20 protein-coding genes are annotated in these 18,043 nt (G+C 60.9%); 14 read left to right on the top strand and 6 right to left on the bottom strand.

The window, feature by feature from the left end; all coding sequences use genetic code 11:
- Window positions 1-51: 51 nt before the first annotated feature.
- Entirely contained in the window at window positions 52-1,278 is a 1,227-nt protein-coding gene (locus ASD58_RS12925) for a CaiB/BaiF CoA-transferase family protein (RefSeq protein ID WP_057261581.1), read from the bottom strand.
- Between the two features lie 70 nt (window positions 1,279-1,348).
- Between ASD58_RS12925 and ugpQ the strand changes: the two genes are divergently transcribed.
- From ugpQ to ASD58_RS12895, 6 genes are all read left to right on the top strand, one after another.
- The gene (ugpQ, locus tag ASD58_RS12920; protein WP_057261580.1) at window positions 1,349-2,101 is read left to right on the top strand and encodes a glycerophosphodiester phosphodiesterase; all 753 of its coding nucleotides are present in this window, start codon (window positions 1,349-1,351) and stop codon (window positions 2,099-2,101) included.
- Between the two features lie 87 nt (window positions 2,102-2,188).
- Entirely contained in the window at window positions 2,189-4,801 is a 2,613-nt protein-coding gene (alaS, locus tag ASD58_RS12915; protein ID WP_057261579.1) for an alanine--tRNA ligase, read from the top strand.
- Window positions 4,802-4,990: 189 nt separating this feature from the next.
- Entirely contained in the window at window positions 4,991-5,218 is a 228-nt protein-coding gene (locus ASD58_RS12910; RefSeq protein WP_055936746.1) for a sulfurtransferase TusA family protein, read from the top strand.
- Between the two features lie 147 nt (window positions 5,219-5,365).
- Complete coding sequence (locus ASD58_RS12905) at window positions 5,366-6,115, top strand: electron transfer flavoprotein subunit beta/FixA family protein (protein WP_057261578.1); 750 nt, start codon at window positions 5,366-5,368, stop codon at window positions 6,113-6,115.
- A gap of 84 nt (window positions 6,116-6,199) precedes the next feature.
- Window positions 6,200-7,132 carry an electron transfer flavoprotein subunit alpha/FixB family protein gene (locus ASD58_RS12900; RefSeq protein WP_057261577.1) on the top strand — a complete coding sequence of 311 codons (933 nt, stop codon included), beginning with the start codon at window positions 6,200-6,202 and terminating at the stop codon, window positions 7,130-7,132.
- 123 nt (window positions 7,133-7,255) lie between these two features.
- On the top strand, window positions 7,256-9,046 hold the full coding sequence (locus ASD58_RS12895) for an acyl-CoA dehydrogenase (protein ID WP_057261576.1): 1,791 nt from the start codon (window positions 7,256-7,258) through the stop codon (window positions 9,044-9,046).
- Here ASD58_RS12895 and ASD58_RS12890 read toward each other — a convergent pair.
- The 3 genes from ASD58_RS12890 to ASD58_RS12880 all read right to left on the bottom strand — a co-directional run bounded on the left by ASD58_RS12890 (window position 9,043) and on the right by ASD58_RS12880 (window position 12,099).
- Window positions 9,043-10,107 carry a bifunctional transcriptional activator/DNA repair enzyme AdaA gene (locus ASD58_RS12890; protein ID WP_057261575.1) on the bottom strand — a complete coding sequence of 355 codons (1,065 nt, stop codon included), beginning with the start codon at window positions 10,105-10,107 and terminating at the stop codon, window positions 9,043-9,045. The two genes, ASD58_RS12895 and ASD58_RS12890, sit on opposite strands and share 4 nt — an antisense overlap.
- Window positions 10,108-10,204: 97 nt before the next feature.
- Window positions 10,205-11,113 (bottom strand): polysaccharide deacetylase family protein, encoded by a 909-nt coding sequence (locus ASD58_RS12885; protein ID WP_057261574.1) that lies wholly within the window; start codon window positions 11,111-11,113, stop codon window positions 10,205-10,207.
- Window positions 11,110-12,099, bottom strand: a complete 990-nt coding sequence (locus tag ASD58_RS12880; protein WP_229209972.1) for a proline dehydrogenase family protein — start codon at window positions 12,097-12,099, stop codon at window positions 11,110-11,112. Before ASD58_RS12880 ends, ASD58_RS12885 begins: the two co-directional genes overlap by 4 nt.
- Window positions 12,100-12,159: 60 nt before the next feature.
- On the opposite strand from ASD58_RS12880, the gene ASD58_RS12875 reads away from it, so the two are divergent.
- Window positions 12,160-12,780, top strand: a complete 621-nt coding sequence (locus ASD58_RS12875; RefSeq protein ID WP_057261573.1) for a LysE family translocator — start codon at window positions 12,160-12,162, stop codon at window positions 12,778-12,780.
- Here the strand turns inward: ASD58_RS12875 and ASD58_RS12870 are convergent.
- Complete coding sequence (locus tag ASD58_RS12870; RefSeq protein ID WP_057261572.1) at window positions 12,777-13,190, bottom strand: glycine zipper 2TM domain-containing protein; 414 nt, start codon at window positions 13,188-13,190, stop codon at window positions 12,777-12,779. The genes ASD58_RS12875 and ASD58_RS12870 overlap by 4 nt on opposite strands.
- A 151-nt stretch (window positions 13,191-13,341) precedes the next feature.
- On the opposite strand from ASD58_RS12870, the gene ASD58_RS12865 reads away from it, so the two are divergent.
- Window positions 13,342-14,277, top strand: a complete 936-nt coding sequence (locus tag ASD58_RS12865) for a glycosyltransferase (RefSeq protein ID WP_057261571.1) — start codon at window positions 13,342-13,344, stop codon at window positions 14,275-14,277.
- Window positions 14,267-14,659, top strand: a complete 393-nt coding sequence (locus tag ASD58_RS12860) for a GtrA family protein (RefSeq protein WP_057261570.1) — start codon at window positions 14,267-14,269, stop codon at window positions 14,657-14,659. Before ASD58_RS12865 ends, ASD58_RS12860 begins: the two co-directional genes overlap by 11 nt.
- On the opposite strand, the gene ASD58_RS12855 is transcribed toward ASD58_RS12860, so the two are convergent.
- A complete protein-coding gene (locus tag ASD58_RS12855) occupies window positions 14,650-15,066 on the bottom strand; it encodes a hypothetical protein (RefSeq protein ID WP_057262076.1) in 417 nt (138 codons plus the stop codon). The two genes, ASD58_RS12860 and ASD58_RS12855, sit on opposite strands and share 10 nt — an antisense overlap.
- A gap of 186 nt (window positions 15,067-15,252) precedes the next feature.
- On the opposite strand from ASD58_RS12855, the gene rpsP reads away from it, so the two are divergent.
- The 5 genes from rpsP (at window position 15,253) to ASD58_RS12830 (ending at window position 18,036) form a co-directional block, all read left to right on the top strand.
- Window positions 15,253-15,498 (top strand): 30S ribosomal protein S16, encoded by a 246-nt coding sequence (rpsP, locus tag ASD58_RS12850; protein WP_057261569.1) that lies wholly within the window; start codon window positions 15,253-15,255, stop codon window positions 15,496-15,498.
- Window positions 15,499-15,513: 15 nt separating this feature from the next.
- Window positions 15,514-16,056, top strand: a complete 543-nt coding sequence (gene rimM, locus ASD58_RS12845; RefSeq protein ID WP_057261568.1) for a ribosome maturation factor RimM — start codon at window positions 15,514-15,516, stop codon at window positions 16,054-16,056.
- Window positions 16,057-16,070: 14 nt separating this feature from the next.
- Window positions 16,071-16,817 carry a tRNA (guanosine(37)-N1)-methyltransferase TrmD gene (gene trmD / locus ASD58_RS12840; protein ID WP_057261567.1) on the top strand — a complete coding sequence of 249 codons (747 nt, stop codon included), beginning with the start codon at window positions 16,071-16,073 and terminating at the stop codon, window positions 16,815-16,817.
- 104 nt (window positions 16,818-16,921) lie between these two features.
- Window positions 16,922-17,299, top strand: a complete 378-nt coding sequence (rplS, locus tag ASD58_RS12835; RefSeq protein ID WP_057261566.1) for a 50S ribosomal protein L19 — start codon at window positions 16,922-16,924, stop codon at window positions 17,297-17,299.
- A gap of 74 nt (window positions 17,300-17,373) precedes the next feature.
- Complete coding sequence (locus ASD58_RS12830) at window positions 17,374-18,036, top strand: CoA pyrophosphatase (protein WP_057261565.1); 663 nt, start codon at window positions 17,374-17,376, stop codon at window positions 18,034-18,036.
- Window positions 18,037-18,043 lie beyond the last annotated feature (7 nt).

The following is an 18,043-nucleotide window of genomic DNA, read 5'->3' as shown; positions in this document are numbered from 1 at the left end:
CGCCCCTAGGGGCAACCCCAGGGTGTGACACGGGCTCTGCCGTAGAGATATTTAGAGGATGCCTTTGGTGCGGAGGGTGGCGATTTCCTCTTCAGTGCGGCCGAGGACGTCGCGCAGGACTTCGTCGGTGTGCTGGCCAAGCAGGGGCGGAGCCATGTCGGTTTCGGCGGGGCTGGCGCTCAGGCGCATTGGGTTGCGCACCAGCTTTACTTTGCCGGCGGTCGGGTGGGCGGTTTCAATCATCATGCCGCGCGCTTGCACTTGCGGGTTCTTGAACACGTCGTGCAGGTCGTTGATCGGGCCGCAGGGTACGCCGACCGCCTCCAGCTGTTCGATCCACCAGTCGCGCGCTTGCGACTTCACCATCTCGGCCAGGATCGGCACCAGCTCGTCGCGGTTTTTCACGCGCAGCGGATTGGTGGCGTAGCGTTCGTGGAAAGCCAGGTCGGAGCGGCCGCCCACTTCGACGAATTTCTGGTACTGGCCATCGTTGCCGGTGGCGACGATGATGTAGCCGTCGGCGCAGGCAAAAGTCTGGTAAGGCACGATATTGGCGTGGGCATTGCCCCAGCGCTTGGGGGCCTTGCCGCTATTCAGGTAGTTGGAACCCATATTGGCCAGCATCGCCACCTGCACGTCCAGCAGCGCCATGTCGATGTACTGGCCTTCGCCGGTGCGGTCACGGTGGGTCAACGCAGCCAGGATGGCAATGGTGGAGTACATGCCTGTCATCAGGTCGGTCAGTGCCACGCCGGCTTTCTGCGGCCCGCCGCCCGGCAGGTCGTCACGTTCGCCGGTCACGGACATCAAACCACCCATGCCCTGGATCAGGAAGTCGTAGCCGGCGCGGTGCGCATACGGGCCGTCCTGGCCGAAGCCGGTCACGGAGCAGTACACCAGGTCCGACTTGATGGCTTTCAGCGATTCATAGTCCAGGCCATACTTCTTCAACTGGCCTACCTTGTAATTTTCCAGGACGACGTCGGCATGCTTCGCCAATTCGCGGATCAGGGCCTGGCCTTCGGGCTTGGAGATGTCGCAAGTCACCGAGCGCTTGCCGCGGTTGGCGGACAGGTAGTAGGCCGCTTCGGTGGTGTCGGCGCCGGAGGCATCCTTGGCATAGGGAGGACCCCAGGCGCGGGTGTCGTCACCGCTGCCTGGCCGCTCGATCTTGATCACGTCCGCGCCAAGGTCGGCGAGGTTCTGCGAGCACCAGGGGCCGGCCAGTACGCGGCTTAAATCCAGTACGCGAATGTGTCCAAGGGCCTTCGGGGTCATGTTGTCTTCTTCCTACTGTTTTCAGGGAGCGTTAGCTTAACGCATCCAACCGTGTTAGTGTCTTAATCCTATGTGGCCCTACCCAAAAATCGTTGCGCATCGCGGAGGCGGCACACTCGCTCCGGAAAATACTATCGCCGGCCTGCGCGCTGGCCTGGCTTATGGTTTCCGTGCTGTGGAATTCGACGTCATGCTGTCGTCGGATGCCATCGGCGTGGTGATGCATGACCCGCATTTCGGCCGCACCGTGTATGGCGATGGCTATGTGCCCAACTTCGCGGCGGCCGAATTGGCGAAGATGGATGCCGGCCGCTGGTTCGGCCCGGAGTTCCGCGGCGAGCCGGTGCCCTTGTTCCTGGAGTGGGTCGATTACTGCAAAGAGCACAAGATCTGGATGAACATCGAGATCAAGCCCGCCGAAGGCCACGATGAAGCGACCGGCCGCTGGGTGGCGCAAACCGCGCGTGCCCGTTTTGCGGCCGAAGTGGCGGCCGGGAATCTGGCGTCTGTGCCTTTGCTGTCCTCTTTCAGCATGCCTGCATTGGCGGCGGCCCGCGATGCGGCCCCTGATTTGCCGCGAGCTTGCCTTTTCGATAAGATTCCTGCCAATTGGCTGGAAACGGCGCGCGAACTGGGCGCCGTGGCGATTCATACCAATCACAAGTACTTGACGCCGGAACAGGCGAAAGCGGTGAAGGCGGCGGGCCTGGGCCTGTTTTGCTATACCGTTAATACCCCTGAGCGCGCGCGGGAAATCCTCTGCCTTGGCGTGGACGCCTTTTGCACCGACCGTATCGACCTGATCGGGCCGGACTTCACATAGCGGCCTAGAGGCCGACGCCCACCGCAACGGCGGGCTGTTCACGTATAATCAACCCTTTGCACCAGCCTGCAACCTACCTTTTACGACATGAAATCTGCTGAAATTCGCGAAAAGTTCCTGAAATTCTTCGAATCCAAGGGTCACACGATTGTCCGTTCCAGCTCGCTGGTGCCAGGCAACGACCCAACCCTGCTGTTGACCAACTCCGGCATGGTGCAGTTCAAGGATGTGTTCCTGGGCCAGGACGTGCGCCCGTATTCCCGTGCCACCACCGTGCAGCGCTGCGTGCGCGCCGGCGGCAAGCACAATGACCTGGAAAACGTTGGCTACACCGCCCGTCACCACACCTTCTTCGAAATGCTGGGCAATTTCAGCTTCGGCGATTATTTCAAGCGCGATGCGATCCAGTACGCCTGGGAGCTGCTGACCAAGGTCTACGGCCTGCCGGCTGAAAAGCTGACCGTCACCGTCTACATCGAAGACGACGAAGCCTACGATATCTGGGCCAACGAAATCGGCGTGCCGAAAGAGCGCATCATCCGCATCGGCGACAACAAGGGTTCGCGCTACGCGTCGGACAACTTCTGGCAGATGGCCGACACCGGCCCATGCGGTCCTTGCACCGAAATCTTCTACGACCACGGCGCCGACATCTGGGGTGGTCCTCCAGGCTCCGCCGAAGAAGACGGCGACCGTTTCATCGAAATCTGGAACCTGGTGTTCATGCAGTTCAACCGCGACGAAGCTGGCGTGATGCACAAGCTGCCGAAGCCTTGCGTGGATACCGGCATGGGTATGGAACGACTGGCCGCCGTCCTGCAGCACGTGCACTCGAACTACGAGATCGATTCCTTCCAGGCCCTGATCAAGGCTGCCGCCCGCGAAACCGGCGCGACCGACCTGGAAAACAAATCGCTGCGCGTGATCGCCGACCACATCCGCGCTGCTGCTTTCATGATCGTCGATGGCATCATTCCAGGCCCCGAAGGCCACGGCTACGTCCTGCGCCGCATCGTCCGCCGCGCGCTGCGTCACGGCCACAAGCTGGGCCAGACCAAGGCCTTCTTCTACAAGCTGGTGGCAGACCTGAACAAGGAAATGGGCGCAGCCTACCCTGAGCTGGCAGACGCCAAGGACCGCGTTGCCCAGGTGCTGAAAGCGGAAGAGGAACGTTTCGGCGAAACGCTGGAAAACGGCATGAAGATCCTGGAAGCGCAACTAGCCAAGGATCCGAAGAACCTGGACGGCGCTACCGCCTTCACCCTGTACGACACCTACGGCTTCCCGCTGGACTTGACCGCCGACATCTGCCGCGAACGCGAAGTGACGCTGGACGAAGCTGGTTTCGCTGCCGCGATGGAAGCGCAGAAGAAGATGTCCCAGGCCGCTGGCAAGTTCAAGAAGATGGCTGCCAACGTTGAATACTCCGGCGAGAAGAACAAATTCGTCGGCTACGACCAACTGCTGCACGACTCGAAAGTAATCGCCCTGTACGCCAATGGCGCACCGGTGCAGGAACTGAAGACGGGCGAGCAGGGCATTGTCGTGCTGGATACCACCCCGTTCTACGCCGAATCCGGTGGCCAGGTGGGCGATCAGGGCCTGATCACCGGCGCCACCGGCCGCTTCGACGTGGCAGACACGCTGAAGATCCAGGCAGACGTGTTCGGCCACCATGGCGTGGTGGCACAGGGCTCGCTGAAAGTAGGCGACGCTGTCGGCGCGGCTGTGGACCAGCATTCGCGCGGCCGCACCATCCGTAACCACTCGGCGACCCACTTGATGCACAAGGCCTTGCGCGAAGTGCTGGGTTCCCACGTGGCGCAGAAAGGCTCGCTGGTTGATCCTGACAAGGCGCGTTTCGACTTCTCGCATACCGCGCCGCTGACTGCCGAAGAAATCGCCAAGGTCGAAGCCATCGTCAACGCCGAGATCCTGGCTAACGCTGCGACCCAGTCGCACAATATGTCCTTCGACGACGCTGTGAAGCATGGCGCAATGGCCCTGTTCGGCGAGAAGTATGGCGACGAAGTGCGCGTGATGGATATCGGTTCCTCCAAAGAGCTGTGCGGCGGCGTGCACGTGCACCGCACCGGCGACATCGGCCTGTTCAAGATCGTGTCGGAAGGCGGCGTTGCAGCAGGTATCCGCCGCGTGGAAGCCGTGACCGGCGAAGGCGCTCTGGCGCTGGTGCAAGGCATGGCTCGCAAGTTGAACGAAGCCGCTGCTGCACTGAAGTCCAATCCTGAAGAACTGACCGCCAAGATCGGCGCCGTGCAAGACCAGGTGAAATCGCTGGAAAAAGAACTGGCGGCACTGAAGTCCAAGCTGGCTTCCGGCCAGGGCGACGAACTGGTCAACAAGGCTGTCGACGTGAAGGGCTTGAAGGTACTGGCCGCAACCATGGAAGGCGCCGACGTGACCGCGCTGCGCGAGACCATGGACAAGCTGAAGGACAAGCTCAAGTCCGCTGCCATCGTGCTGGCTTCCGTCAGCGACGGCAAGGTGAGCCTGATCGCTGGCGTGACTGCCGACTCGATCGGCAAGGTCAAGGCGGGCGAACTGGTCAACTTCGTTGCACAACAAGTGGGCGGCAAGGGCGGTGGACGCCCTGATATGGCGCAGGCCGGCGGCACCAACCCGGACGCACTGCCAGGTGCGCTCGGTGGCGTTGCAGCATGGGTGGAGTCGCGTATCTAAGAGCTGCCTGTGGCCCGCGCCTCCTAGGGCGGGCCTTTCCGACATTGCAAGGTCGTTGTGGTTTTGCAACGCAACATTAACTATTTTGGTGCAGTGCGTCAGACGCACAAAATTGGAGTAGTATGTCGGAACCAGTTGTACAGAAGCGAGATATTGATGAGCGAAACTCTTACTCTCGAGTCCGAGACCATGGAATTTCATAAGGACCTCGACGCGCGCGGCCTGAATTGCCCGCTGCCTATCCTGAAAGCCAAGAAAGCCTTGGCGGAATTGGAAAGCGGCCAGGTATTGCGCATCGTGGCTACCGATCCAGGGTCAGTGCGTGACTTCCAGGCCTTTGCCAAGCAGACTGGCAATGCATTGTTGTCCCACATTCAGCAGGGCACCGAATTTACCTTTTTGATGCGTCGCAAGTAAAAACTGCGGTATGCTACCGGTTGCTGATTTTCGGCGCCGGATTGTACTTAAAAAACGCACGACCGTGCTTTTATTCGATCAGTGATATCGAATTCCCATATAATCTAGCCCACTAATTTTACTTATCTCTTTTTCAAAGGCACACCTATGAAAGTCCTGGTACCTGTCAAGCGCGTCGTCGACTTCAACGTGAAAGTGCGCGTCAAATCCGACGGCACTGGCGTAGATATCGCCAACGTCAAAATGTCGATGAACCCGTTCGACGAGATCGCACTGGAAGAAGCGACCCGCCTGAAAGAAGCTGGCAAAGTAACCGAAGTGGTTGCCGTGTCCGCCGGCGTGACCCAGTGCCAGGAAACCCTGCGCACCGGCATGGCGATCGGCGCCGACCGCGGCATCCTGATCGAAACCGGCGTTGAGCTGGAGCCGCTGGCGGTGGCCAAGCTGCTGAAAGCCGTTGCCGACAAAGAGCAGCCGCAACTGATCATCCTGGGCAAGCAGGCAATCGACGACGACTCCAACCAGGTTGGCCAGATGCTGGCAGCCCTGCTGGGCTGGCCGCAGGCAACCTTCGCTTCGAAAGTTGAACTGGGCGACGGCAAAGTGACCGTGACCCGCGAAGTGGACGGCGGCCTGGAAACCCTGGCACTGCAACTGCCAGCCATCGTGACCACCGACCTGCGCCTGAACGAGCCGCGCTATGTGACCTTGCCTAACATCATGAAGGCGAAGAAAAAGCCGCTGGATACCGTCAAGCCGGAAGACCTGGGCGTCGACGTGACCCCACGCCTGAAAACCCTGAAAGTGGCCGAGCCTGCCAAGCGTTCCGCTGGTATCAAAGTGCCTGACGTAGCGACCCTGGTGTCCAAGCTGCGCACCGAAGCTAAAGTCATCTAATTATTTGCTAAAACCGGAACTGCAGGTGTCTGACCCAATGGGTCAGACACCGGTTTGCCGGTTTTCACTCAAGGAAAAAATATCATGGTCGCACTCGTAATCGCAGAACACGACAACGCATCCCTGAAGGGCAGCACCCTCCACACCGTTACCGCCGCCGCCAAATGCGCAGGCGAAGTGCACGTGCTGGTCGCTGGCTCGAACGCCGGCGCCGCCGCTGCTGCCGCCGCGAAAATCGCCGGCGTCACCAAGGTGCTGCACGCTGATGCAGCCCACTTCGCCGACGGCCTGGCCGAAAATGTCTCCGAGCAGATCCTGGCGATCGCCGGTAGCTACAGCCATATCCTGGCTCCGGCAACCGCCTACGGCAAGAACATCCTGCCACGCGTTGCAGCTAAGCTGGACGTAGCGCAGATCTCCGAAATCACCAAGGTTGACGCGCCTGACACTTTCGAGCGCCCAATCTACGCCGGCAATGCGATCGCCTACGTGCAATCGTCGGACAAGGTCAAAGTCATCACCGTGCGTTCGACCGGCTTCGATGCTGCTGCTGCCGAAGGCGGTTCCGCTGCTGTGGAAACCGTGGCTGCCGCTGCCGATTTCGGAAAGTCCGCTTTCATCGGCCGTGAAGTGGCCAAGTCGGACCGTCCAGAACTGACCGCTGCCAAGATCATCGTTTCCGGTGGCCGCGGCATGGGCTCCGCTGACGCCTTCAAGATCCTGGAACCGCTGGCCGACAAGCTGAACGCCGCCATGGGCGCATCGCGTGCTGCAGTGGACGCAGGCTTCGTGCCGAACGACTGGCAGGTTGGCCAGACCGGCAAGATCGTTGCTCCTTCCCTGTACATCGCCGTCGGTATCTCCGGCGCGATCCAGCACTTGGCTGGCATGAAGGATTCCAAGGTCATCGTCGCAGTGAACAAAGATCCGGAAGCTCCTATCTTCTCCGTGGCCGACTACGGCATCGTGGGCGACCTGTTCGAGGTTGTTCCTCAACTGGTCAAGGAACTGGGTTAAAACCGGTAATGCAGTGTCTGACCCACAGGGTCAGACACTGGCCCGCGACGGCCGCCTGATCGGGGTCTGACCCTGTGGGTCAGACCCCGTTTTACTGGTTTCTGGAGATTTGTGGAGATATAAATGAGCTATCAAGCCCCAATGAAAGACATGCTGTTCGTGATGAACGAACTGGCAAACCTGGCAGGCGTATCCGCGCTGCCGGGCTGTGAAGATGCAAACGCGGAAACCGCGGAAGCCGTACTGGAAGAAAACGCGAAGTTCGTGAGCGGCGTGATCGCCCCGCTGAACCACGCGGCAGACAAAGAGCCAAGCTCCTGGGCTGACGGCAAGGTCACCACCTCGAAGGGTTTCAAGGAAGCCTTCAAGCAGTTCGCGGAAGCCGGCTGGCAAGGCCTGCAGCACCCAACCGAGTTTGGCGGCCAGGGCCTGCCGAAGCTGATCGGCACCCCTTGTGTGGAAATGCTGCACGGTTCGAACCTGTCGTTCGCACTGGTGGCGCTGCTGTCCGACGGCGCGATCGAAGCGCTGCTGACCGCTGGTTCCGACGAACAGAAGGCTACCTACCTGGAGCCGCTGGTGACCGGCAAGTGGACCGGCACCATGAACCTGACCGAGCCGCAAGCCGGCTCCGACCTGGCAGCCGTGCGCACCCGCGCCGTGCCGCAGGGCGATGGCAGCTACAAAGTATTCGGCACCAAGATCTTCATCACCTACGGTGAGCATGACATGGCCGAGAACATCATTCACCTGGTGCTGGCGCGTACTCCTGATGCGCCTCCAGGCGTGAAGGGCATTTCGCTGTTCATCGTGCCGAAGTTCATGGTCAACGCCGACGGTTCCCTGGGCGACCGCAATGACGCGCACTGCGTGTCGATCGAGCACAAACTGGGCATCAAGGCTTCCCCGACCGCCGTATTGCAGTTCGGCGACAATGGCGGCGCCATTGGCTACCTGGTGGGCGAAGAAAACCGCGGCCTGGAATACATGTTCATCATGATGAATGCAGCCCGCTTCGGCGTCGGCATGCAAGGCGTGGGCCTGGCGGAACGCGCTTACCAGCAGGCTGTGACCTTCGCCAAGGACCGCGTGCAGTCGCGCGACCTGAACGGCTCCCCAGCCGGCGTGGCGATCATCAACCACCCGGACGTGCGCCGCATGCTGATGTCGATGCGCGCCCAGACCGAAGCGGCGCGCGCGCTGGCTTACGTGGCTGCCGGCATCCACGACGTGGCACACCATCACGCCGACGCCGAGGTTCGCGCGGCCAACCAGGCTGTGTACGAATACCTGGTACCGATCGTGAAGGGCTGGTCGACCGAGATGTCCGAGAACGTGACCCGCGACGGCGTGCAAGTACACGGCGGCATGGGCTTCATTGAGGAAACCGGCGCGGCGCAGCATTATCGCGATGCCAAGATCCTGACCATCTACGAAGGTACTACCGCGATCCAGGCCAATGACCTGATCGGCCGCAAGACCGTGCGTGACGGCGGTGCGCTGGCCAAGTCGATCATCGCCCAGGTGCGCGCGACTGCCGAAGAACTGGCTGGCGTGAATTCGCCTGACTTCGCGGCCATCCGCAAGCACCTGGTGCAAGGCGCCGACGACCTGGAGGCAGTGGTGGACTATGTCGTCAATCACGCCAAGTCGGACATCAAGGGTGTGTTCTCCGGTTCCGTGCTGTACCTGAAGCTGGCCGGTATCGTGTTCGGCGGCTGGCAGATGGGCCGTGCCGCGCTGATCGCGCAGTCCAAGCTGTCGGCAGACGAGGGCGATGCATCGTTCTACCACGCCAAGATCGTGACTGCGCGCTTCTTCGCGGACCATATCCTGTCGGGCTCCACCGGCATGCGCGCCGCTATCGTTGATGGCAGCGCAGGCGTGCTGGGCCTGAGCGTCGAGCAGTTCTAAGCTGTATCAGGGCGGCCATCGTGCCGCCCTTCGTGCGCAAGGAGCCATTCCTTGCGCGCCAATCCCCCGCCATACCCCGTCAGCGATCCATCCTTGCCGATAATCCGGTGGCAGGGAATGACGATCGCAATCCGGTTTGCTCCATTTGCTCCAGCGACTGCCCGCACTGAGTTGGGCGCCCCCATGCGCGCTGCCAGGTCGGCATAATGCGTCACCTCGCCAAACTTCATTGCACGCAATTGGTCCCAGACGCTGCGCTGGAAATCGCTGCCCGGTGCATCAAGCGTCACACTGAATTGCCGGCGTTTGCCGTCGAAGTATTGCGCGATCTGCATCTCAGCCTCGCGCGTGTGTGCGTTTTCCCCTGCCAGGATGCGGGCCTTGAACAGTCGCTGCAAATCGCGGAACTCCGTCTCCAGCATGCGCCGGTCGGTGAACTCCAGCAGGCATACGCCTTTTTCGCTGGCGCAAACGAACATCGGGCCAAGCGGCGTCGTGAATCGGTGCAGCACCAGCTGCTGCGTATTATGGCTTGGCGCGTTGCCGGTCATCTTCTTGTAGGTGTAGGCAAAGCCGCTGAGCGACTCGTAGCCGCTGTCGAGCGCGACATCGGTCGTGCTGCGGCCTTCCTTGAGCTCCGCCATGGCCAGGTTGATGCGCAACATGCGCTGGTAAGCCTGGAAGCTGAAACCATGGTGTTTCTGGAACCAGCGCCGCACCAGTTCCGGGCTGATGCCGAGTTCACGCAGTTCGAAATCCTGGATGCGCCGCTTGGGCTGTTCGCGTACCAGTGCGACCGCACGGGCGACTTGCGGCGGCACGTCCGGCGCGTCTTCTGTGGGACGGCACACCTTGCAGGGGCGGAAGCCAAGCGCCAGCGGTTCCTTGATGTCGGAGAAGAAGTCGACATTCTCCACTTTTGGCTTGCGCGCGCGGCAGGTTGGCAGGCAGAAGATGCCTGTGGTCTTGACCGCCGCATAAAAAGCGCCGACGTGTTCGGGCGAGCGTGCGACCAATGCTTGGTAGCAGCGCTGGATGTCAGTGGGATCTGTGAATTTCATCGTCTGGATGGGAAGCGAATTGGTGATGGCAGGAGCTTAGCGAGCCTCCTGCCAGGGCGGCAACCGAAATTCGGACGACTATTTTTATTGCTGGGTATTACAGGCCTTGCTTCGCCAGTTCAGCGATTTCGTAATCGCCGTCGTCAACCAGGCGTTCGCCGCCCGGCGTCAGGCCAAGGCCCAGGGTGCGGCCCAGCGACAGCAGCAAGCTCTGTCCCGCTGCCTTGCGTACCGGCTCCAGTTTATAGACCGGATCGGCAAAAGCCTCTGCCGGCGTGATGATCTTCCAGCCCATTTTCTCGAACTGTGCCAACACGTCGTCCAGCCACAATGCGTTGATCAGGTTGTGATGCAGCAGCAGGACTTGGGAGATATCGCGTCCCTGCAGTTGCTGCGACAGGTCGCGGTAAGCCAGCGCGCGTTGCTTGATGTGAGCGAGGTAGGCGATGCGGATGGCGCTGACATCAGCCTTGGGATCCTTCTTCAGTACTTCCTCCAGCTTTTCGTTCAGGCGCCAATCGCTGGTGTCCAGGCTCACATGTGCGTTGCGGTAGTCATGGTCGCGCAGGAATTTGCGCATGCCGTCGATTTTTTCCGGCGTGTTACCTTCGCGGAGGTAGGTAAAGCGCAGCCATTTCTGGTAGCCCGGCTGGGTGCTGATCAGGCGGTCGCAATCCAGCACCTGGCGTTGGTAATCGGCCAGCGGGACTTTTTCCAGGTCCGGATGCGTCACGGTGTGGTTGCCGATTGCGTGTCCGGCTTTGCTCCAGGCTTGCAGCAGCGGCAGTCCTTGCGGCGTGCTGGCGCCATAGCCGGACGTGACGAACAGCGCCGCCTGAACGCGATGTTTGGCCAGCGCATCCAGGATGGCCTGGTTGCGTTCCTGGGCGGACATGCGCGGCGTGCTGCCCGCGTTGGGGCCATCGTCGATGGTAATCGCCACCGACTGCGCTTGCGCGGCGCTGGCAGCGGCCAGGATGGCGGCAGCGAGAAGGCTGCGCATCATGCGGCACCCAGCGCGTCGATGACGGCCTGGTAGACGCGTACTGGTTCTTCGGAGATGCGGTTCAATACGTACAAGAAGTACTCCTTTCCAAAAACTGCGTATTCGCGCGTGGCAAAGCCGGCGTCGCGCAGGCCGGCGATGTTCTGCTCGCCCAGGCCGATCAATGATTCGAATTCATACGGACCGGCAGCGATGTCTTCGGCGCGGATCATGGCCGCCAGCTCTTGCTGGATCGAGCGGTCGTGTGTGGCGATCGAACATGGATGGCCGCTGCGCAGCAGCAGCGCCGCATAGCGGCGATAGGCCGAAGCCAGTTCGGGGCCGTTGCGAGTATAGGCGATTTCCACCGGCTCGAACATGGCGCCCTTGACCAGGCGGATGCGGCCCGGATAGCGCAGCAGGGCAGGGAGGTCGTTCGCAGTGCGGTGCAGCTTGGCCGGCACGGTGATGCCGACGTTGGACAACCCGTCCTGCTCGTGCAGCCGGCCGTAGATTTCATAAATGCCGGAGGTGCGGTCCGATGCCTCCATCGAAATCATCACTTCCTGGCCAATCTCCCTTGCCGCCCGCGCGATGCGGCGCGCATTGTAATATCCCAGCTCCGGGTCCACCAGCGAGCCCACGTGCGACAAGTCGAAGGAGATCGAGCAATCGAGGCGCCGCTCGCCGATCGCCTGAGCCAGTTGCAGGAAGACGCTGGTTTCCGCGTTGGCGAATGCTTCGTCGCGCACGCTCTCGCCCATGTACTCAGCCGACGCACGGTGCCCGTTCCGGTTGATCATCGCAGCGCGCACGATCGCGTCGGCCACGGTGCAGCCGGCAACATAGCGCTGCGACACGCGCTCCATGTATGGGCGCAGCATCGGGTCTTCGAGGAAGCGGGTCTTGGCCTCTTCATTGACGGCCAGTTCGCGCAAGGCGCTGGCGGCGCGGTCGACCAGCGGTTGCCACTGGGGCGGGAAGTGTGGCGTGGTAATGTCTGTCACGATGTCTCCTTGCGCAATTGGACGTTGTATATTAACTAAAAATTCAATATGGAGCCGGCCATGGATGCTTCAACCCTTCTGCTGTTTGTGCCCGCCTGTTTTGCGCTGAATATGGCGCCGGGGCCGAACAACCTGCTATCGGTCAGCAATGCCACGCGCTATGGATTTCGCCGCTCATGCCTCGCCGGCGCCGGACGCCTGGTGGCATTTGCAGGAATGATTGCCCTGGCGTCGGCCGGGCTGGCAGCGGTGCTGCATACCTCGGAACTGCTGTTCTACGGAATCAAGACCGCGGGCGCGATCTATCTGTTTTACCTGGCATGGCAGCTATGGCGCGCGCAAGCAGGTGAGCAGATGGCAAGCGCGGCGCCCGCAGCCGGCTGGTGGCAGTTGGCGCGGCAGGAATTCTTTGTCGCTTCGGGCAACCCGAAGGCGATCCTGATCTTCACGGCATTCCTGCCGCAGTTCGTCGATCCTGCCGGGCCGGTGGGCGCGCAGTTCTTCGTGTTGGGCGTATTGTTTCTGCTGCTGGAGGTGGTGGCGCTGGCAGCTTACGCCTGGATGGGCGCGCGCATGCACAAGTGGTTCGCGCAGCCGCGCGGGAAGAGAGTGTTCAACCGGATGTGCGCCGGCCTGCTGGCCGGCGCGGGGATGGGCTTATTGCTGTCGCGGAGGGCTTAGTAGCGTTCCAGGCCGCCGTTTTCGCGGCGAACGTGGTCGCCGTTGCGCAGGTTAGGATCGTTCTTCAGTACCACGGTGCCGACCTTGCCGGTTTCGTAGCGGACGGTCACGTGCCATTCCTTGACTTTGTTCATCTTGCCTTCGATCTTCTTGCCAGCGTAAGCGCCGCCAGCAGCGCCAGCAACGGTGGCCAGGGTCTTGCCGGTGCCGCCGCCTACCTGGTGGCCCAGCAGGCCGCCTGCGATACCGCCGGCTACGATGCCGGCTGCGCCGCCTTCACCATCTTTCTCGATGACTTTAACCGCGGTCACGGTGCCGCAATCGGCGCAGACAGAACGCTTTGGCTGTGCATAAGCGCCGGTAACCGTTACGGCCAAGATTGCTGGCAAGAGGAATTTAATTACTTTCATGTGGGTTCTCCAAAAACGGTAGTGGTGATAGTGAGTATAGGTCAATAGTTGCCGAATGGAATGCAAATTTGTGACAAGACGTTGCTGATAGTTATGTAGAAGAAAGACTATATAATTGCGGATTGCCATAGTTGCTGTTTGCATTTTTCTCATGACCGACCTGTCTTCTGCGCGCATTGCGGTGCTCGTGCCTTGCTATAACGAGGCGCTTACTATCGAGGCCATCGTGCGCGATTTCCGTGCCAGCTTGCCGCAGGCAACTGTGTACGTCTTTGATAACAATTCCACCGATGGCACCGCTGAAATTGCGCGTGCCGCGGGCGCCAGCGTGCGCCTGGTGCCGCACCAGGGCAAGGGCAGCGTGGTGCGCCGCATGTTTGCCGACATCGAGGCCGACGCCTACATCATGGTGGACGGCGACGATACCTATGATGCTTCCGTCGCGCCGCAACTGGTGGCCAAGCTGTTTGGCGAAGGCCTGGACATGGTGGTCGGCAATCGCGTCACCGAAGAGCGGGCTGCATACCGCCTCGGCCACCGCTTCGGCAACAACCTGTTGACCGGTTGCGTGTCGATGCTGTTTGGCCGTACTTTTACCGATATCCTGTCGGGCTACCGCGTGTTCTCGCGCCGCTACGTAAAGTCGTTTGCAGCCCATTCCACCGGGTTCGAGATCGAAACCGAGTTGACTGTGCACGCGCTGGAATTGCGCATGCCGGTGGCTGAAGTCGAAACCGTGTATAAGGCGCGTCCGGAAGGCTCGTTCAGCAAACTGAATACCTATCGCGACGGCTGGCGCATCCTGATGACCATCCTGCGCCTGTTCAAGTCGGAGCGTCCATTGAGCTTTTTCGGCTTGGGCTTCCTGGCCTGCTTCCTGCTCTCCGTCGGCTTGGCGGTACCGCTGGTGAGCGTCTGGATGAGCACGGGCCTGGTGCCGCGCCAGCCAACGGCGGTACTGTGCTCCGCCATCATGCTGTTTGGCGTGGTTTTGCTGGCTTGCGGCATCATCCTCGATGCGGTGACCAAGGCCCGTATCGAGCAGAAGCGCTTCGCTTACCTGGCCTTCCCGGCCCATGGCAGCTAAGACTTCGCGCCAATTCCTGCGCTTTGCTATCACCGGCGTGGCCGGCCTGGCGGCCGACATGGGGGCACTCTACCTGGCAATGGCGCTGGGCTCCGGGTATTACTTCGGGCGCCTGCTGTCTTTTCTCTTCGCCGTGTGGGTCACCTGGCGCCTGAACCGGCGCTTCACTTTCGATGCGACCGAATCGGCATGGCAGGAGTGGTGGCGTTACCTGACGGTGATGGCAGGCGGAGGCGCGATCAACTTCGGGACTTATACGCTGTTGCTGCAGTTTTTGCCGGAAGCGCGGTGGGCGCCTGCAGCCGGGGTGGCGGCAGGTTCGCTGGCGGGCATGACATTCAATTTCATTTCCGCCAAACGATTCGTCTTCGATCAGCCGTAGATGCCGCCGGTGAACAGCAGGTCGTTCAGGCGGGCGATGGCTGCGATCAGGCCGAAGGCGCCGAACATCAGTGCCGCCACCAGTACGATTGCCAGCGGCCAGCGCGAATCCGATTGCCTGCCTGAGCCTGGGTTAAAGGCAGCGTCCCACTTTTCGTCGGGCATCAGGCCCAGCACCAGGGCTTCGAGCACGCCGACCAGGATCGACAGGATCAGCGGCAGCAACAGGAAATAGGGATCGGCTTTCGGCCACAGCGCAAACACGGCGGCGACACCCAGCAGGCTGGCGGCATGCAGCCAGCCCCATTTGTCGGCCAGGCCACGCAGGTAGAAGCGGTGCAGGCCGATGCCGCCGGCGACGGCGGCGAGCAGGGCGGCGAAAGTTTTGTTCTTGTGTAAAACAGACATGATTGCAGCCGAAAAGTCCGGAAAGCCGGCAGTATCGCACAACAAAGCTGTTGCCGCCGAGGCCAGTTCAGGGGATAATCCTGGATTGTCCAATTCCCCACCAATTTGATTAATCTTGCCGGTTGGAGTTAAAGCGCGCTATAATTTGCGGCTTTTTCCGACTCAGCACACTTTTTTGGAATTATTATGGTCGTTATTCGTTTAGCTCGTGGTGGCGCCAAGAAGCGTCCTTTCTACAACATCGTTGCAACCGATTCCCGCAATCGTCGTGACGGCCGTTTCGTAGAACGTATCGGCTTCTTCAACCCAATGGCTACCGGCCAAGCAGAAACCTTCCGCGTTGCTGCTGACCGTCTGGCTTACTGGCAAGGCGTTGGCGCTCAGCTGTCCCCAGCTGTTGCCAAGCTGGTTGCTGGCCAGAAGGCTGCTTAATAGTAGCTACAAGTTTTGAGCAGCAAGACCGCATCTGGGGCGCAAGCCCCGGCTGACCTGGTTCAGGTCGGCTTTGTTTTCGGTGCCTACGGCATCACTGGCGGGGTCCGTGTCCGACCCTTCAACTCCGAAGCAGATGCGCTGCTGCACGCCACCACCTGGTGGCTCGACAAGCCAAGCCTGCGTGACGTAGAAGTCAAGCGGGCTAAGCTGCATGGTGGCGACGTCGTCACCACCATCGTCGGGATGACGGACCGTAACGAAGCAGAGGCGCTGAAGGGCGCATCGGTGTTCGTGTCGCGCGCCGATTTCCCGCAGCTGGAAGAAGACGAATACTACTGGGGCGACTTGCTCGGCCTGGCAGTTCAGAATCAACAGGGCGAAAGCCTTGGAACAGTCGCGGACATGATGAGCAATGGACCACAATCCATCCTGCGCGTCGAGTACCAGGCTGATGGCAAGGCGCAGGAGCGCCTGATCCCGTTTGTTAGCCAGTTTGTTATCAAGGTGGACAAGGACGCGAAGCAGATCATCGTGGACTGGGGCCTGGATTACTAATCCGGAACCGCACAATGCAATTCGACGTCATTTCCCTGTTCCCTGAGATGTTCGCTGCCTTGACGCAGTCCGGCGTCACCCGCCGCGCGTTCGAGCAGAAGCGCTGGGGCCTGTCGTTGTGGAATCCGCGCGATTTCACCACCGACAACCACCGTACCGTGGATGATCGCCCTTATGGCGGCGGCCCGGGGATGGTGATGCTGGCCAAGCCGCTGGAGCAGACCATCGCGGCCGCTAAACAGCGCCAGGTGGTTTCCGGCTTGCCGGCGCCGCGCGTGGTGTACATGTCGCCGCAAGGCAAACAGCTCACGCACGAGCGCGTGATGCAGCTGAAGCAGGAGTCCGGCCTCGTGATCCTGTGCGGCCGTTACGAAGCGGTGGACCAGCGTTTGCTGGACCGTTGCGTCGATGAAGAAATCAGCCTCGGCGATTTCGTGCTGTCCGGCGGCGAGCTGCCTGCCATGGCCCTGATGGATGCCGTGGTGCGCCAGTTGCCCGGTGTGCTGAATACCGATGCTTCCGCAGTCGAAGACAGTTTCGTCAACGGCTTGCTGGATTCGCCGCACTACACGCGGCCAGAGATTTACGAAGGCGAGGCCGTGCCACCCGTTCTGTTGGGCGGCAACCACGCCGAGATCGAGAAGTGGCGCCGTGAGCGCATGCTGGAAGCGACGGCGCGCAAGCGTCCCGACCTGCTGGTGAAGGCCCGCGAGGCCGGCCTGCTCTCGAAGAAGGACGAAAAGTTTTTGGCGGGTTTATAAAAACCCGTTGTAGTACCGTGGCAGGCATGTTGCCTGCCGTGTTTCAACCCCATCCTCTACCGGGCATCTTTTTGGCGCCGGCAAGATGGTAATAGGAGTTTAAAATGAACCTGATCCAGCAACTGGAACAAGAAGAAATCGCTCGCCTGGGCAAGAACATCCCTGAGTTCGCACCTGGCGACACCGTGATCGTCAACGTAAACGTAGTCGAAGGCACCCGCAAGCGCGCCCAGGCTTACGAAGGCGTTGTGATCGCTCGTCGTAACCGTGGCCTGAACTCGAACTTCATCGTTCGTAAGATCTCGTCCGGCGAAGGCGTTGAGCGTACTTTCCAGCTGTACTCCCCACTGATCGCTTCGATCGAAGTGAAGCGTCGTGGTGACGTTCGCCGCGCCAAGCTGTACTACCTGCGCGAGCGTTCGGGCAAATCCGCACGTATCAAGGAAAAGCTGCCAAACCGCAAGGTTGCAGCTGCCGAGTAATCCATACCCCGGTATCGGATTCGGAAAGGACGCCTTCGGGCGTCCTTTTTTTTCAGCTTGGTACAATGCCGACTATGGCCAAAACACCTTTCGACCCGACCCAATTACCGATTGAAGCGATTGCCGGCGAAGCGGCCGTGCTGCTGGAACATCTCGCGCCGGACTGGCTGCGCCGGCGCTTTGCCGAGCCGCCGGAATGGGCGCCCGAACCATCCGAACCGCCGCTTGGCCTGCATCGTGGCGAGCCGACGCCGGCTTCCGTGCTGGTGCCGCTGGTGCTGCGCGAAGACGGCATCTACCTGCTGCTGACGATGCGCACCGCGCACCTGAACGATCACGCAGGGCAGGTGGCCTTCCCCGGTGGCCGTGCCGAAGCAAGCGATGCCGACGCGATCGATACTGCCTTGCGCGAGACGGAGGAGGAGATCGGCCTGGATCGCCGCCATATCGACGTGATCGGCACGCTGCCCTTGTATTACACCGGCACCGGCTATGCCGTGACGCCGGTGGTGGGCCTGGTGACGCCGCCGTTCGACATGAAGGCCGATCCGTTCGAGGTAGCGGAAATCTTCGAGGTGCCATTCCAGTTCCTGATGGACGGCGCCAACCACCAGCGCCTGGCGGCTGAATTGCCGAACGGGCGCCGCACTTTTTACGCAATGCCATACCAGAACTATTTTATCTGGGGCGCAACCGCCGGCATGCTGCGCAACCTGTTTCATTTCTTGCGCGCATAAGCTATCG

Source organism: Duganella sp. Root1480D1 (assembly GCF_001427305.1).
GTDB lineage: Bacteria > Pseudomonadota > Gammaproteobacteria > Burkholderiales > Burkholderiaceae_D > Rugamonas.
Note: the sequence above shows the minus strand (reverse complement) of the source record. Positions and strands in the feature narration are given on the sequence as shown.

Coding starts and splice junctions, on each gene's coding strand:
- ASD58_RS12925 (WP_057261581.1), bottom strand. CDS start 1,278: ATGACCCCGAAGGCCCTTGGACACATTCGCGTACTGGATTTAAGCCGC.
- ugpQ (WP_057261580.1), top strand. CDS start 1,349: ATGTGGCCCTACCCAAAAATCGTTGCGCATCGCGGAGGCGGCACACTC.
- alaS (WP_057261579.1), top strand. CDS start 2,189: ATGAAATCTGCTGAAATTCGCGAAAAGTTCCTGAAATTCTTCGAATCC.
- ASD58_RS12910 (WP_055936746.1), top strand. CDS start 4,991: ATGGAATTTCATAAGGACCTCGACGCGCGCGGCCTGAATTGCCCGCTG.
- ASD58_RS12905 (WP_057261578.1), top strand. CDS start 5,366: ATGAAAGTCCTGGTACCTGTCAAGCGCGTCGTCGACTTCAACGTGAAA.
- ASD58_RS12900 (WP_057261577.1), top strand. CDS start 6,200: ATGGTCGCACTCGTAATCGCAGAACACGACAACGCATCCCTGAAGGGC.
- ASD58_RS12895 (WP_057261576.1), top strand. CDS start 7,256: ATGAGCTATCAAGCCCCAATGAAAGACATGCTGTTCGTGATGAACGAA.
- ASD58_RS12890 (WP_057261575.1), bottom strand. CDS start 10,107: ATGAAATTCACAGATCCCACTGACATCCAGCGCTGCTACCAAGCATTG.
- ASD58_RS12885 (WP_057261574.1), bottom strand. CDS start 11,113: ATGATGCGCAGCCTTCTCGCTGCCGCCATCCTGGCCGCTGCCAGCGCC.
- ASD58_RS12875 (WP_057261573.1), top strand. CDS start 12,160: ATGGATGCTTCAACCCTTCTGCTGTTTGTGCCCGCCTGTTTTGCGCTG.
- ASD58_RS12870 (WP_057261572.1), bottom strand. CDS start 13,190: ATGAAAGTAATTAAATTCCTCTTGCCAGCAATCTTGGCCGTAACGGTT.
- ASD58_RS12865 (WP_057261571.1), top strand. CDS start 13,342: ATGACCGACCTGTCTTCTGCGCGCATTGCGGTGCTCGTGCCTTGCTAT.
- ASD58_RS12860 (WP_057261570.1), top strand. CDS start 14,267: ATGGCAGCTAAGACTTCGCGCCAATTCCTGCGCTTTGCTATCACCGGC.
- ASD58_RS12855 (WP_057262076.1), bottom strand. CDS start 15,066: ATGTCTGTTTTACACAAGAACAAAACTTTCGCCGCCCTGCTCGCCGCC.
- rpsP (WP_057261569.1), top strand. CDS start 15,253: ATGGTCGTTATTCGTTTAGCTCGTGGTGGCGCCAAGAAGCGTCCTTTC.
- trmD (WP_057261567.1), top strand. CDS start 16,071: ATGCAATTCGACGTCATTTCCCTGTTCCCTGAGATGTTCGCTGCCTTG.
- rplS (WP_057261566.1), top strand. CDS start 16,922: ATGAACCTGATCCAGCAACTGGAACAAGAAGAAATCGCTCGCCTGGGC.
- ASD58_RS12830 (WP_057261565.1), top strand. CDS start 17,374: ATGGCCAAAACACCTTTCGACCCGACCCAATTACCGATTGAAGCGATT.